The sequence below is a fragment of the Thermogemmatispora tikiterensis genome (genome assembly GCF_003268475.1).
GTDB lineage: Bacteria > Chloroflexota > Ktedonobacteria > Ktedonobacterales > Ktedonobacteraceae > Thermogemmatispora > Thermogemmatispora tikiterensis.
This window is the reverse complement of sequence record NZ_MCIF01000002.1, coordinates 3,629,184-3,644,078: the sequence shown is the minus strand read 5'-3', so window position 1 is coordinate 3,644,078 and position 14,895 is coordinate 3,629,184. Positions and strand designations below refer to the sequence as shown.

Sequence of the window (14,895 nt, the reverse complement as noted above, 5' to 3'; positions counted from 1 at the left end):
CACCATCCCTACTGGAGGATACCCGGTCGCTGCTCAAGTATACAGAGAAGAGTTCAGAAAAGTATGACGGATATGTAAAGAAACTTTAAAGTAAGATACCATGCCACTTGCCAGCTTCGCCGCCTGACCTGGCGGCGCTCCAACTGCCTCCAGCCTGCCTTCACACCCCGCGCAGCGTTACGCCCTCTTCCTCTCCTCCTCTCTTGCAATCTCAGCCCCATTGTGCTATAGTAGAGAGCACAGAAGAAAGTAACCAGAGGGTATCTCAGCGAGCAAAGCAGACAGCGCTCAAGCGAGTGAGAAGAGAGGCCGATGTAGCTCAGCTGGTAGAGCACTCGCCTTGTAAGCGAGTCGTCGTCGGTTCGAGTCCGACCATCGGCTCCGCTGCCCCGGCAGTCGTGGAACGCCGGGGCTTGCCGTATTGTGCAGGGCGTGACGCGACGCCCAGAGCGCAACAGTAAGGACACTGATGCTGCCTGGCTGTCTTGCGTGTCGAGAGTGGTTCAGCAGAGTAGCCCGTATGTCTGGCCTGATCAGCTGCCCGGCTTAGCGTTCGTTCATGGCACCCTGGCTGAACCCGGCAGGAAACACGTCAGCCAGCCAGATGCCTGCGGCCCTGCGGTTACGCACCCGCCCCGTCGCCCGCCGGCCTGTCAGTCTCTCCCTGCCCTCTGGCGCACTGCTCGCTGCCTGCGCAGAACGGATAGCTCGCCGGTGTCAAGCCTAGCGTTTTGGGCGAGCCTGGTGCTCGTCTTGCCCCGCTCCGTTCCTCGCGCCGGCAGCCACCAACGGCACCTGGTTGCAGGACTGCTATAATGATGAAGAGACCGGCAGAGGTTACCCGCCTGTCCGGTGCAGGCGATGCAGTGGCGCACAGCCTGTCCGGCGCACTATACCTCGCCTGCCGCTTCGCCCCGGCCTGCTCGCCTTTCTCTGCCCGGTCTGCGCCAGCCAGTGCCAGCTAGCAAGAGTAAGTGCGTTCGTTCGCTGGCTCCGGCTCTTCCCTGTCTATCGATGGCGAGCCGAAACCAGTAGTAGAACAGGAGCTAGCAGTGCAGTTCGATCTCGACGAGGAGCAACGAGCGATTCGCGACACCGTCCGTCGCTTTACCGAACAGGAGATTGTGCCCCACGCCTCTACGTGGGACGAACAGGAGTATTTCCCACGCGAAGTCTACCTGAAAATGGCCACCTTGGGCCTGCTGGGCATGACAATCCCTGAGATATACGGGGGCAGTGCCCTGAGCCGGACCGTGGCCGCTCTGGTCTATGAAGAACTGGCCAGGGGAGATATGGCCACCGCTGTCGGCCTGTCGGTGCATAACATGGTGGCTGGCTCCATTGCTCGCTTTGGTAACGCGGAGCAGCGCGAGCGCTGGGTCCAGCGCCTGGCCTGCGGCGAGCTGCTCGGGGCCTTTGCTCTCAGCGAGGCCAGCGCCGGCTCGGATGCAGCCAGCCTTCAGTGTCGCGCCGAGCGCCGCGGCGATCACTATGTGCTCAATGGCACCAAGATGTGGGTCACCAACGGAGGCGAGGCTGACCTCTACCTGGTGATGGCCCGTACGAGTCCAGTACGCGGCTCACAGGGAATCAGCTGCTTTGTAGTCGAGAAAGGTACTTCCGGCTTCCGCTTCGGGAAAATTGAGCGCAAGATGGGCCTGCGCTCCTCTCCCACGCGGGAGCTGATCTTTGAGCAGTGCGCCATTCCGCTCGGTCAGCGCCTGGGCGAGGAGGGCCAGGGTTTCAAAATCGCCCTCTCGTCGTTGGACGGAGGCCGCATCAATATCGGCGCCATTGCCGTGGGGGTGGCCCAGGCCGCCTTCGAGGTCGCTCGCTCCTACGCTTGCCAGCGAACGCAGTTCGGCCAGCCGATCGGCGCCTTCCAGGCTGTGCAGTTTATGCTGGCCGATATGGCCATGAAGATCGAAGCCGCTCGCCTGCTGGTCTACGAGGCTGCCTATAAGCTGGACCACGAGCAGAATGCCAGTATGTACGCCTCGATGGCCAAGTGCTTCGCCACCGATGTGGCAATGGAGGTCACAACGAATGCGGTCCAGGTCCTGGGCGGTGCCGGCTATGTGCGAGATTACCCGGTCGAGCGCTATATGCGCGATGTGAAGGTGGCCCAGATCTTCGAAGGCACTAACCAGATTCAGCGGGTGGTGATCGCCCGCGCCTTGCTCGGGAATATCCGTTAATAGACAAGTGTTCTAGTTTGCAGAAAAAGAAGAAAGTGGCCGATAGAAGATCGTAGGGACGGGTTGGCTCAGTGACTGGCGACCTTAAGGGACCGACAGATTGGCCAGCGGCAGTACACAGGTGTCTTCTTGGCTGCTCACTAGCTGAGATAGCTACGGCGAGAAGTCCCTCCGGCCCGCCCCAACTCGACCTGACCCACTCCTAATGGAGCCTGGAACAGGAAACAGCGATGGCGGCGAAGGTAAGAGACGGCTGCTGAGCGTCAGTCGCCAGCGCATAGCTCTTTCTTGTCTTTGCGCATCGAATATGCTAGACTTTTAATAGAATAATAGATCCGAATAGTGTGTATTTCTGATAGTTCAACGTCGCCTGGACTTTTCTGTATTTGGCTATAACTCCTGTTGGCGGAGACAGGAGTCGACATATATCTCAAAAGCAAAGAGTGGGCATACTCATGCTTGAGTGTGGTTAGGAGGTTTTTGTTACCTTGACAATGGAAAAAATTCGACTTATCCCCCTGGGTGGGCTTGGGGAAGTCGGAAAGAACATGATGGTGATCGAGTATGGTGAGGACATCATCATCGTTGACGCGGGGTTGATGTTTCCTGACGATGAGATGTTTGGGGTTGATCTAGTGATACCGGACACGACCTATCTGCAGGACAAAAAGCAGCGTATCCGGGCTATTCTGATCACCCACGGTCACGAGGACCACATCGGTGGTCTCCCCTATGTCCTTCCCGCGCTCGACTTTCCCCCCGTCTATGCCACCCGTCTGACCCAGGGGCTGATCCAGGTGAAGCTGAAGGAGCATAAGTTGCAGGATCGCGCCATCGTTAAGATGGTAGCTCCGGGCGATAAGGTGAAACTGGGCAAGTGCACCGCGGAGTTCTTCCACGTTAATCACAGCATTCCTGACGCAGTGGGTATTGTGATTCACACGCCCGTCGGCACCGTGGTGCACACCGGTGACTATAAATTCGACCATACGCCAGTTGATGGGCAGCCGGCAGACTTTGGAACGCTGGCGCGCATTGGTACAGAGGGCGTTCTGGTGCTGCTGGGCGACAGCACGCGCGTGGAGTCGCCTGGCTATACCCCCTCGGAGCGTGTGGTCAGCGACTCGCTCGACAAGATCTTTGCCAATGCCCCTGGGCGCATCCTGATCGCCACCTTCGCTTCGCTGATCTCGCGCGTGCAGCAGGTGGTCGACACAGCCGTGCGCTACGGGCGCCAGGTGGCTCTGGTCGGGCGCAGCATGGTGAGCAACGTCCAGATGGCTATCGACCTGGGCTATCTGAACATCCCCAAGCACACGCTGATCCGCGCCGAGGATATCAACAAGCTGCCGCCTGAGCGCATCGTGATCATCTGTACCGGCAGCCAGGGCGAGCCGACCTCGGCTCTGACGCGCATTGCCAATCAGGACCATCGTCTCGTGCGCATCCAGCCGGGCGACACCGTGATCCTCTCTGCCACGCCGGTACCGGGCAACGAGAAGATGGTCAATCGCACGATCAATAATCTCTTCCGCCAGGGAGCTGAGGTCTTCTATCAGGGCGTCTCGCCAGTGCACGTCTCTGGCCACGCCGCTCAGGAAGAGCTGAAGCTGATGCTGAGCATGATCCGACCGAAGTTCTTCGTGCCGATCCACGGCGAGTACCGTCAGCTGATGCTCCATGCGAAGCTGGCTGCCTCGCTGGGCATCCCCGCAGATCACATTGTGATCGCCGAGGATGGAGATGTGATCGAGGTAACGAAGAACGCGATCCATGCGGTTGGCCATGTCTCCTGCGGTAATGTCTATGTCGACGGCCTGGGCGTAGGCGATGTCGGTCAGATCGTGCTGCGCGATCGCCAGGTCCTGGCTCAGGATGGCATCCTGATGGCTGTCCTGACAGTCGATAAAGAGACTGGGCGCCCGTTGGCTGGACCGGACATCATTTCGCGTGGCTTCGTCTATATGCGCGATGCCGAGGAGCTGCTGGCGAGTGCGCGCGAGCGAGTGCTGGAGTCGTTCATTGGCCTCAATGGCCACGCCTCCGATTGGTCCTTCGTAAAGGATAAGATCAAGCACACGCTCAGCGAGTTCCTTTACGAGAAGACCCATCGTCGGCCTATGGTCTTGCCAGTAGTGATGGAGGTCTAAGCCGGAACCAGCGCGGGGGGCGCGAGAGCCGCCGCACGACCTGCCGGTCGTCGGCCCCTGTCTCTCGCCTCTCTCGCGCCACTCCCCCTCTCTCTGAATCCACCGCTTGCTCCGTAGTGGCTAGCTGCACTTTGTCCCCTCTTCCTCCCTTGCGACAATTCTGCGACAGATCACTGATGCTCCTGCGACAGCTTCTGCTTATACTGAAGGGAGAGAGCGCATCACGAGGAAGCTCGTCAGCTTAGCATGGAGATGATAGATTCGATCCCTTCTCTGCTCTGTGCTTCTACCTACCGGTTCTCGTCTATGCGCTCTCTCTCTTTTTCCCGCCATCGTGCCCGCCCGAGATGCTGGCTTGCTGCCCTGGTCGGGCCTGGAAAATCAGCTCACCCCCTACTCAGAGTCAGTCGCAGAAGCCGCAGAAACCGCGTTCTTCTTGCCCGCTGAGCGCCGATCGGGTCGCGTCGAGCCGCCATCTCCCCACTTGCGCCCCTGGAACATCTGCGCTATCATACTGGTGTTGCTTATAGAATTCTGGCAGGCGCTATCTTGGCCCAAGCGCTGCAGGAGAGGAAGAAGAGCGCCTGTATAGCTCACGGGAGGAGCAGACGGAGCGGGAATGGCTGCCAGCGATCAGAAGAATCAGCGCAAGGAGCGCATTGTTCCGAGCGTAGAGGCGAGGCGGACCGCGCGGGCGAGCGCTGCTGCAGGCGCCGTCGGGTCCAGCCGCGTCCGCGTTGAGCAGCGGACCCCTGGCCCTGCAAACGCCCGCCAGGCGCCAAAACGTGCCTCGGCTTCTCGGCCATCTGGGCGCAAAGCTTCTTCAGCCCCGTCTTCCCCCCCCGCTGACCAGACGGGGGACGAGCGCTTCATTCACTGGCTCCGCGAACAGTGGCAGCGCCTTGAACCCCATCAGCAGCAGCAGTTTTACAGCGTGATCCTGCTCTTGCTCTCCCTGGTTCTGCTCAGCGCCTTGACGATCCTTCGTCAGGCTTTCATTCTGAAAGAGTTCTACGCCTTCTTTACAACCCTCTTTGGCTGGTCAGCCTATGTGCTGGCCCTGGGTTCGCTGGTGCTGGCCGTGGCCCTGCTGATCGAGAGTCTGCGCCGACGCAGTCTGCTGCGCTGGTCGCTGGTAGGTGGGTTGGTCCTGCTCTGGCTGCTGGTACTGGCCGAAAGTCAGCTGCTTTTCGGGGGGGAGACCGGTGGATTTCTTGGCGCTGTCCTGGTCTGGCCCCTGCGCAATTGGCCGGCGGCTGTCGGTCACATTCTGATCCTGGGCCTGATGGCCCTGGTCAGCATTATCACCTTCCACATCACCTTTGGGCACATTCTGGCCGCCGCTCGCTTTGTGCGTCGGCTCTTCGCCGACCGCGTAGAGAGGCCCGGGACTGGCGAGCGCGCCCGCGGTCCCTCGCCCTTCCTTGGCCAGCGCCCCCGCTATAGCCGCTATAGCGGTCAAGCTCAGGCCAGCGCTGGCTTCAGAGGAGATGAAGGCGTTCCTAATGGGACACGCGCCGGGACGGCCCGCTCAGCCGCTGATCCATCAGCGGCAACGATGAGCGAGGAAGATGAGGAGATTATCGAGTTCGAGCCGGATTTCGAGATCGATGATGATCGCCAGGACGACAGAGCGCTTCGCCGGCAGCAGCCTGGCGCCCTTCCTCGCGGTTCGTATCCGCCTCCTCAGCCGCTTAATCACCAGGAGTATCAGGCCGCCACACGTGGCGCGCAGCAGCAGCCGCTGCCCTTCAACAGCGAGCGGCCTCCCCAGCAGCCGCTGCACATTTCCGCGCAAGACGTTGTCCCTAACCTTCCAGAGATGGAGCCGCTCACACCCAATCCTCTAAAGCGTCAGCCAGCCGCGGAGGCGGGGAGGCGGTCGCAGCCGCGCAGCGGAGGCCAACCCTCACCCTCGTCTCCCTGGAAGCTACCGGACCTGAGCCTGCTCAATCGGCCCGAAGACATGAAGCTGCAGATGCTGGGCGAAGATACGGTAGCCCTGGCCAAGCTGATCCAGGATACTCTGCGCAGCTTCCGCGTTGAGGCCGAGGTGCGGCCTGAAGACATCAGTATCGGCCCTACGGTTATTCGTTTCGGGATTCGCCCGACGGGCAAGCCGGCCATGCAGCCTGACGAGAAAGGGCGCCTGGTTCCCGTGCGCGACGCCTCCGGCAATATTGTCTATGAATCGCGCACGCGTGTGAGCCGCATCATGGCCCTGCAGAACGATCTGGCGCTGGTACTGGAGGCGCGGTCGATTCGCATGGAGGCCCCGGTGCCGGGCCGGCCCTATGTCGGCGTCGAGATTCCTAATAAAAATAGCCGCCTGGTGACGCTGCGCGAGGTCTTGGAGAGCAAGGAATACCAGAGCGCGCGGGCCAAGTCCAAGCTGGCGGTGGCCCTGGGTAAAGATGTCGCTGGCGCGGTCCGCGTTGGCGATCTGGCGCGTATGCCCCACCTGTTGATCGCCGGGGCTACGGGCGCCGGCAAAAGTGTTTGCATCAATGCCATTATCGCCACCTTCCTGATGCAGGCCACGCCCGATGACCTGCGCCTGCTGCTCGTCGATCCTAAGATGGTCGAGCTGACGCACTACAACGGCGTTCCCCACCTGCTGATGCCGGTGGTGACGGAGGTCGATACAGTGGTGGGGCTGCTCAAGAACGCGATTCACGAGATGGAGCGTCGCTATCGCCTCTTCTCTCGACTGGGTGTACGCAATCTCGATAGCTATCGCAAGCTGCGCAACGAGCGGCTGGCCCGCGGAGATAACTCGCTCCAGAACTTACCTTCTATCGTCATCATTATCGATGAGCTGGCCGATCTGATGATGACGGCCCCCGAGGAGGTAGAGAGCCTGATCTGTCGTCTGGCTCAGCTCGCCCGGGCTACGGGCATCCATCTCGTAGTGGCTACACAGCGTCCATCGGTCGACGTTATCACCGGCCTGATCAAGGCCAACATTCCAACGCGTATCTCCTTTATGGTCAGCTCAGCCATTGACTCGCGGACCATTATCGACATGGGGGGAGCGGAGCGCCTGCTTGGACGGGGCGACATGCTCTATCTGCCCGCCGATGCTGGCAAGCCGGAGCGCATCCAGGGAGCCTTTGTCGCAGATGAAGAGATCGAGCGCCTGGTCACCTACTGGAAAGAGCAGGCGTCCCAGCATCGTCCAGCAGGCAGCCCAGAGGTTGAACCTGGCTGGGAGGTTCATGAACAGGAGGCTGAAGAAGCCACGCTGGACGACGAGCTGCTGGAGCAGGCCGAACAGGTAGTACGCGAGTATGGCCGGGCCTCCATCTCTCTGCTGCAGCGACGTCTGCGCGTGGGCTATGCCCGAGCAGCTCGTCTGATCGACCTGCTGGAAGCTCACGGCATCATCGGCCCCCAAGAGAGCGGCGGACGCGCGCGCGAGGTCCTGGAGAGCCGCCCGAGCGTCGGTGGAGGTCGCTACGAAGGCGAGGGCCGCACGATGGCTGACGAGGTCGAAGAGATTATCGCCGAGGAGCGGGCCCGGCAAGAGGCCCTGCGACGCCAGCAAGAGCGCCAGCTACGCGAGCCGCGCGCAGCCGCCAACGATGATCAGCATGTCGATGAGGAGTAAGCGGCGGCGCCGAGGTGTGTCCTGCCAGACAGGAGAGGATCGGGGAAGGCCGGTGCTGAGCTGGCCAGGCGTAACTCACCAGCCTTCGGCTTCTAGCTCCTTAAGGAGCTTCTGATCTTCTTTGCTGCTCAGATCAAGCTTGGCAAAAAGATCGGGACGACGACGCTTCGTGCGTCTCAGAGCCTCCTTCCGTCGCCAGCGCGCGATCTGGGCGTGGTTGCCGGAGAGCAAGATCTCGGGTACCCGCCAGCCGCGGAACTCGGGCGGACGGGTGTATTGAGGATATTCCAGCAGATTGTCGCTGTGCGACTCTTCATGTGTTGAGGCATCGTCGCCCAGAACACCGGGAATCAGGCGGGCCACAGCATCCACTATTACCATTGCCGGTAGCTCGCCACCGGTGAGCACATAATCGCCAATCGAGAGTTCATCGGTAGCCAGATGCTCAGCTACGCGTTCGTCCACCCCCTCATAGTGGCCGCAGATCAGAGAAAGGCGCGGCTCGCGAGCCAGTTCACGCGCAATCTGTTGGTTGAACAGGCGGCCCTGGGGTGTAAGCAGAATGATAGGCCCGCCCTGATAGACGGCCTCGACCGCGGCGAAAATCGGCTCGGGTTTCATGACCATGCCAACGCCGCCACCATAGGGATAATCGTCGACGATATGATGCTTATCGGTTGTAAAATCTCGAATGTTATGCAAGGCTATCGAGAGCAGACCACGCTCGCGCGCGCGCTTGAGGATGCTTTCAGAAAACGGCCCCTCAAACATGGCCGGGAAGAGAGTGAAGATGTCGATGTGCATCTCTGTCCTACCTGAAGGCTTTGTGTTAAAATAGCACTGACACCGAACGTTGACAATCCCCGGCAGGGAGCTGCGCCAACCTGCCCCTGTCGGCCCCGCTCTGTACCTAGATACATGCCTTGTCTCTGTCTTTGTCGGAGCCTGCCATGTCCCAATCCCTGACGCAGCACTTCAAGGACTTGCATGGCCAACTCGTGATTCTTATCGGGAGCGCAATCCGCCTCCTGGGTGGGGAGGCCGGCCTCTTTGTGGTGGCCAACGAAGCCTTCGACCCCCAGAGCAGCGAAGAATATACCGTCTATCAGATCAACGAGGCAGCGGTGGCAAGCCTGCTGGAGTACATCCAACGCGGCTCGTTGCCCACACCAGCCCGACCGTTTGTAGTTGAGCGCCTGCCCTCCTCGCTGCTGGATGAGCTGGACCTCTTTGCCGATTTCATTGGCCCTGACACTGACCCCGAGAGCATCACCTCCCAGGCCCGTAGCGGCCAGCGCCTCAATAGCTCCAACCCTGGCCAACGCCGCCAGATCCAGGAGTATGAGCGCTGCTCACTGATTCTCCATGACCAGAGCGGCCTGGTGGGAATGCTGCACTACCTCCGTCCCACCGCAAGCAGCTCTTGCCTGGAGAACGATGAGATCCGCTTCGCGCTCTTCCGCGCCCAGCTGGCCGCCAGTATGCGCTTCGCCCTCAAGGCGCAATCGCTGGTACGCGAGCAGGAGCGCCTGGCCGCTATTTTCCAGTACAGCACCGATGGCATCCTTACCGTCGATCATGCCTTCCGCATCATCGATTTCAATCCGGCGATGGAGCGCCTGACAGGATGGCGCGAAAGCGAGGTGCTGGGCCGCTTTTATTATGACGTGCTGCGTCCCAAGGATCGGCAAGGGAACGATCTGGGACTGGAGAACTCACCCATTCTCCAGGCCTTTGCCGGCAAGCCCGTGGTCAATCGCGAGATCCAGATCACCGCACGCGATGGCCAGCGTTTCAGCGTGAGCGTCTCGGCCTCCTGCGTCCACTCGGCGCGCGGCGAGCCGATGAACGGTATCCTGACCGTGCGCGACATCACCCGCGAGCGCGAACAAGAAGAGCAGCGCTCAATGTTCATCTCGGTCATTTCCCATGAGCTGCAGACGCCGATCGCCATCATCAAAGGCTACGCCTCAACGCTGGCCCGTGCCGACGCTAGTTTTGACCGCGAGACACTGCGCGCGCGCCTCCTCGCAATCGAAGAGGAGGCCGATCGTCTCAATAAGTTGGTCGGGAATCTCCTCTACGCCTCGCGCATCGAAGCTGGTGGCCTGCATATGGAGATCGCTCCCCTGGATCTGGAGCCACTGATTCGGGGCGTAGTGCGACGCTTCCAGGCCCGAAGCCCCGATCTCGACATCAAGGTGCAGCTTCCGCCCAACCTGCCCCTGGTTATGGCCGACCGCGACCGCATCGAGGAGGTGCTGGAGAACTTGCTGGACAACGCGCTTAAATATTCGCCTCGGCAGCGCACGGTCACGGTGAGCTGCTCCACCGTGGGCGATGAGGTGATCGTGAGCGTCAGCGATCAGGGCATGGGCATCTCCCTGCGCGATCAGGAGCGGCTTTTCCAGCGCTTTCAGCGCCTCAATCACCCATCGACGTCTGGACGCCCGGGCGCCGGCCTCGGCCTCTATATCTGCCGCGCTATCATTGAGGCTCATGGAGGAAGGATCTGGGTAGAAAGTGCGCTCCATCAAGGCTCGACATTCTCGTTCAGCCTGCCTCGCAAGGAGAAGGCGCAACTGCCTATGGTGGTGTTTTAAATATGGAGAAGGAAAATTTCGATCATCGTGATATCACCATTCTCATTGTTGACGATGAGCCACGTATTCGCGATCTTGTGCGTATGAATCTAGAGTTAGAGCACTATCACGTGTTGGAGGCAAGTAGTGGAGAGGAGGCCCTGGAGCAACTGCGCGAAAACCTGCCTGACCTCATTGTTCTCGATGTTATGATGCCAGACATGGATGGCTTTGAGACTCTGCGCCAGATCCGCGAGGTCTCGACCGTTCCGGTGATCATGCTGACGGTGCGCCAGGATGAACACGACCGCATCCGCGGCCTGGACCTGGGAGCCGATGACTACATCGCCAAGCCCTTCAGTCCACGCGAGCTGCTCTCGCGCATCCGGGCCTTGCTACGCCGCGCATTCATGCCGCCGCCGGCGCGCAAGACCGAAATTGTTGTCGACAAGGACCTCAAGATCGACTTTGCTAGGCGCGAGGTGATTGTCCGCGGCCAGAAGGTTACCCTGCGTCCTACCGAATACCGTCTGCTCTACCATCTCGTCAACAACGCCGGGCGTCTTCTCACCCATGAGACGCTGCTCTCCAAAGTCTGGGGGCGTGAATACCGAGACGAGGCTCACTATCTTCGGCTTTACATTACCTATCTGCGGCAGAAGATCGAGAAAGACCCTGCTCACCCCCAATACATCTTGACGGAGCGGGGCGTTGGCTATCGCTTCAAGGAACTGGAGGGCTAAGCGACCATGGGCAAACGGGTTCGGGGTAGTCTCTTGCTTCTTCGCGAATGGCTGGGCTTACTGATCCTGCTACTGACGCTAGCGGTTACAGCGAGCGCCTGTGCTCCCTTTGGCAATGCCGCCGCAGTCAAGACACCGGCGTCCGGCGACGTCACCGTCGGCCCGAAGCCGTCGCCGACGCCCCAGAACCTGTCAGCGCTCCTGCAAGCCGAGCGCTTGCTTACAACGGCAGCTCACCCGCCGCGTGATCTCTACAGCCTGGCGCAGCGTCTCAAGCTGCACAGCCCGCAGCCGCTGTCGCAGCACGGGCGCAGCACACCGCTCAACGCTCACCTTGGCCAGGAAGACCAGTTCTGGCTTCTCAACCTGGACACGCATCGCTATCAACGCATTCGGGCCCGGCTGCTCTACCTCACTCCTCATGTGTACATGTACGTCGAGGACGACCAGAGCGCCAGTCTGACGGCCCTTAAAAGTTCCGCCGACCTCTTCGAAGAGCGCATCTATCCCAGCGAGCACGCCATCTTTGGCAGCGAGTGGCAGCCAGGCATCGACGATGATGTGCACCTGACCATCCTGAACGCCGCGGGCCTGGGCAACGGTGTCGGCGGCTACTTTTCCTCCGCCGACGAGTACCCGACGGCCATCAATCCCTACAGCAATGAGCGCGAGATGATCTACATCGACCTCGACACCATGCTGCCGGGGACAGCTGATTACAACAGTACCCTGGCCCACGAATTTCAGCACATGATTCACTGGCATCTCCATCCCAGCGACCCAGAGTGGATCAATGAAGGAATGTCCTTGCTGGCTCAACACATCAACGGCTTCCCCGTAGACGGCGCCGACGGCGCTTTTCTCTCTCATCCCAATACGCAACTCACCGACTGGAGCGACGATATGCCAGCGGTCTTAGACCACTATGGAGCAGCCTACCTCTTCCTGGCCTACTTCGCCGAGCACTATGGTGGCTACCCTATTCTCAAAGAGCTGCTGAGCGACCCCGCTGATCCTCCCCTCAGCTTTGACCATGTCCTCGCCCGTCATGGTTATAAGGACCGTTTCGCTGACGTAGTAAATAAGTGGTACCTCGCCAATGTCGTTCAGGACTATAGCATCGACAAGGGAGACTACGGCTATGCCACCATCCAGGTCGGAACCCCTGTGCCGTCGCAGCAAGTCAGCAGCTATCCCTTTACCATGCTCAACAGCATTCACCAGTACGCAGCAGAGTACTACACCTTCGAGCCGGCAGGGCAGACAGGCACCCTGACCCTGACCTTTAATGGCACACCCACAACTCCCATTATCGCGAACACGCCCTACCATTCACACTATGAGTGGTGGAGCAATCGATATGATAATATGGATAGTACCCTGACTCACTCCTTCGACCTGAGCACACTCAAAGGCAAGCATGTCACCCTGCAATTTGCCGCCTGGTTTGATCTGGAACGCGACTACGATTATGCCTTTGTAGAAGCCTCGACCGACGGCATCAACTGGACAACGTTGCCCGGACGCTACACAACGGCCAGCAACCCCAACGGGGGAAACTGGGGTTATGGCTACACCGGAACCAGTGGCGGAAGCAGTCCGCAATGGGTCGAGGAGCAGATCGACCTGACCCCCTACGCCGGCCAGCGTATCCAGTTGCGCTTTGAGGAGGTCACCGATGATGCGGTTAATCGCCAGGGCTTTGCCCTGGCCTGGATACGTATCCCAGAGCTGCACTTCGAGGATAATCTGGTCAATGACAACGGCTGGGTCAGCCACGGCTTTATCCGCTCGGCCAACGTTCTGCCGGAACACTATAGTGTGCAGGCCCTGGTCTATGAGGGCCAGGACTTCAGCGTTCGCCGTTTTCCAGTTGACCTAGCCAGTGGTCAGGCCAGTGTAACCATCCCGGACTTTGGCAGGAAGGTCAGCCGGGTCGTCCTGGTCATCTCCGCCTGGGCAGTTGCCACTTCGCTCCCAGTCCGCTATCAGCTGACGGCCCGGCTGGGGCTATAAGCCAGCAGCGTGGCCACAGCGCAGCCCTGTCGCGTCATGCTGGCGGAGGCAACAGAGAGGCAGGATGCGCATGTACTCGCATGTACTACTACCCACTCACCTACCCGGCGACCCAATCAACACAGCACCCGGTCAGTCAGGGTCAGCAGGGGGCCAGGTGCGCCGCCGAGCGACCACCGGGGAGCGGTTCCCCAACCGCAACACCCCGAGTGCTCAGCCAACCAGCGCATCCCTCCCCCCGAGCAGGACCTGCCCATCGAGAGCCAGGTCCCCCTGTGGCTGGGGCCTGTGTGTGCACCGCACTGCGACTCGCTCTGCAGTGGATGGAATGGAACGCCAGGGTAGCGTACAAGCCGCTGCGCTGCCTATCCAGAGCTGTCTGCCAGCAGGCATGGTTGATATCCAAGTTAGTGATCTTGTCTAGAGGGGATGGGAAAGACCTTGAATAAGAAGGAACGTGTTGACGCCGTCTTGCGCGGTAAGCCGGTCGATCGTGTACCGGTGAGTATGTGGGGGCATGACTACGAGCGCGAGTGGAACGTGCAGACATTTGTGGAGGCAATGATTGAGAACTTCACGCGCTACGACTGGGACTTCCTGAAGGTGAATCCGCGTGCCTCCTACCACGTCGAGGGCTGGAAGGTCCGCGTGCGTCCCTCTGGCGACAAATACAAGCCGCCGGTCTTCGAGGATACTCCTATCAAGAGTACCGCAGACTGGAAGCGGCTGCGCCCGCTGGAGCCGACGCAGGGAGCCTTAGCCGAGCAGCTGCGTGCCTTGCAGCTTATTAAATACCATCTCGGGAACGATGCCTACTTTGTACAGACGATTTTCTGCCCACTGGGCGTGGCCAAGTATCTGACCGGCAACAGCACCGAGGCGGTATTGCATAGCATGCGTGAAGATCGTAAGGCCCTCCATACCGGCCTGCGGACTATCCTGGAAACCTTTATCACCTTTGCCATCGCTTGTATGGAAGAGGGAGCCAGTGGCATCTTCTACGCCACCAATGGTTGGGCCCGTGAGGGTTTACTCACCCAGGACCAGTACCGCGAGTTTGGTGAGCAGTATGATCTGGAGTTCCTGGATGCCATCAAGGGACGCAGCAAGTTTACGATTCTGCACAACTGCGGCCCTCGCATCTACTTTGACCTGCTGGCGAACTACCCCGTCCACGCGATTAGCTGGGCCGCCACCCTGGAGGGGAATCCTGATCTGCGTGAGGGAAAGCGCCGCTCGGGTAAAGCAGTGATGGGCGGCATCAGTGAAAAGACTGTGCTGCGCACCGGTACCCCCGATCAGGTGCAAGAGGAGGTGCAGAAGGCTCTGGAGCTGACCAACGGCGAGCACTTTATCCTGGCTCCAGGCTGCGCCGTTCCCCCCGATGTCCCACCCGCAAATTTGGAGGCTGTCCGACGGATGCTGTCTTGACACATGTCAAGGCATTCGCTATACTGCCACGATAAGGAGCGGCGCAACCTGTTCCCTTTACAGGAAGAGGTTTCGCGCTGCGTCAATGCTCTGGCAGGTATCAGTACGCGGCGCGACTCTCTCAGGTCGCGCCCAATTCTTTTGTTGCTGGCTGGCTGGCCAGGA

At 60.1% G+C, this 14,895-nt stretch carries 8 protein-coding genes and 1 tRNA gene; 8 read left to right on the top strand and 1 reads right to left on the bottom strand.

What is annotated here, in order from left to right; translation table 11 throughout:
* Positions 1-308 precede the first annotated feature (308 nt).
* The 4 genes from A4R35_RS14580 to A4R35_RS14565 all read left to right on the top strand — a co-directional run bounded on the left by A4R35_RS14580 (position 309) and on the right by A4R35_RS14565 (position 7,958).
* Positions 309-381 (top strand) — tRNA-Thr (locus A4R35_RS14580).
* Positions 382-1,052: 671 nt separating this feature from the next.
* Positions 1,053-2,198, top strand: a complete 1,146-nt coding sequence (locus tag A4R35_RS14575) for an acyl-CoA dehydrogenase family protein (protein ID WP_112430577.1) — start codon at positions 1,053-1,055, stop codon at positions 2,196-2,198.
* 494 nt (positions 2,199-2,692) lie between these two features.
* Entirely contained in the window at positions 2,693-4,348 is a 1,656-nt protein-coding gene (locus tag A4R35_RS14570; protein ID WP_223258506.1) for a ribonuclease J, read from the top strand.
* A gap of 619 nt (positions 4,349-4,967) precedes the next feature.
* Entirely contained in the window at positions 4,968-7,958 is a 2,991-nt protein-coding gene (locus A4R35_RS14565) for a DNA translocase FtsK (RefSeq protein ID WP_223258344.1), read from the top strand.
* Positions 7,959-8,033: 75 nt separating this feature from the next.
* Here the strand turns inward: A4R35_RS14565 and trmD are convergent, their stop codons facing one another.
* The gene (trmD, locus tag A4R35_RS14560) at positions 8,034-8,762 is read right to left on the bottom strand and encodes a tRNA (guanosine(37)-N1)-methyltransferase TrmD (RefSeq protein ID WP_112430573.1); all 729 of its coding nucleotides are present in this window, start codon (positions 8,760-8,762) and stop codon (positions 8,034-8,036) included.
* A gap of 146 nt (positions 8,763-8,908) precedes the next feature.
* On the opposite strand from trmD, the gene A4R35_RS14555 reads away from it, so the two are divergent.
* The 4 genes from A4R35_RS14555 to A4R35_RS14540 all read left to right on the top strand — a co-directional run bounded on the left by A4R35_RS14555 (position 8,909) and on the right by A4R35_RS14540 (position 14,730).
* Complete coding sequence (locus A4R35_RS14555; protein WP_112430571.1) at positions 8,909-10,561, top strand: sensor histidine kinase; 1,653 nt, start codon at positions 8,909-8,911, stop codon at positions 10,559-10,561.
* 2 nt (positions 10,562-10,563) lie between these two features.
* Entirely contained in the window at positions 10,564-11,283 is a 720-nt protein-coding gene (locus A4R35_RS14550) for a response regulator transcription factor (RefSeq protein WP_069804796.1), read from the top strand.
* A 6-nt stretch (positions 11,284-11,289) separates the two neighbouring features.
* Positions 11,290-13,299, top strand: a complete 2,010-nt coding sequence (locus A4R35_RS14545) for a M6 family metallopeptidase (protein WP_112430569.1) — start codon at positions 11,290-11,292, stop codon at positions 13,297-13,299.
* 441 nt (positions 13,300-13,740) lie between these two features.
* Positions 13,741-14,730, top strand: a complete 990-nt coding sequence (locus tag A4R35_RS14540; RefSeq protein WP_189361818.1) for a uroporphyrinogen decarboxylase family protein — start codon at positions 13,741-13,743, stop codon at positions 14,728-14,730.
* Positions 14,731-14,895 lie beyond the last annotated feature (165 nt).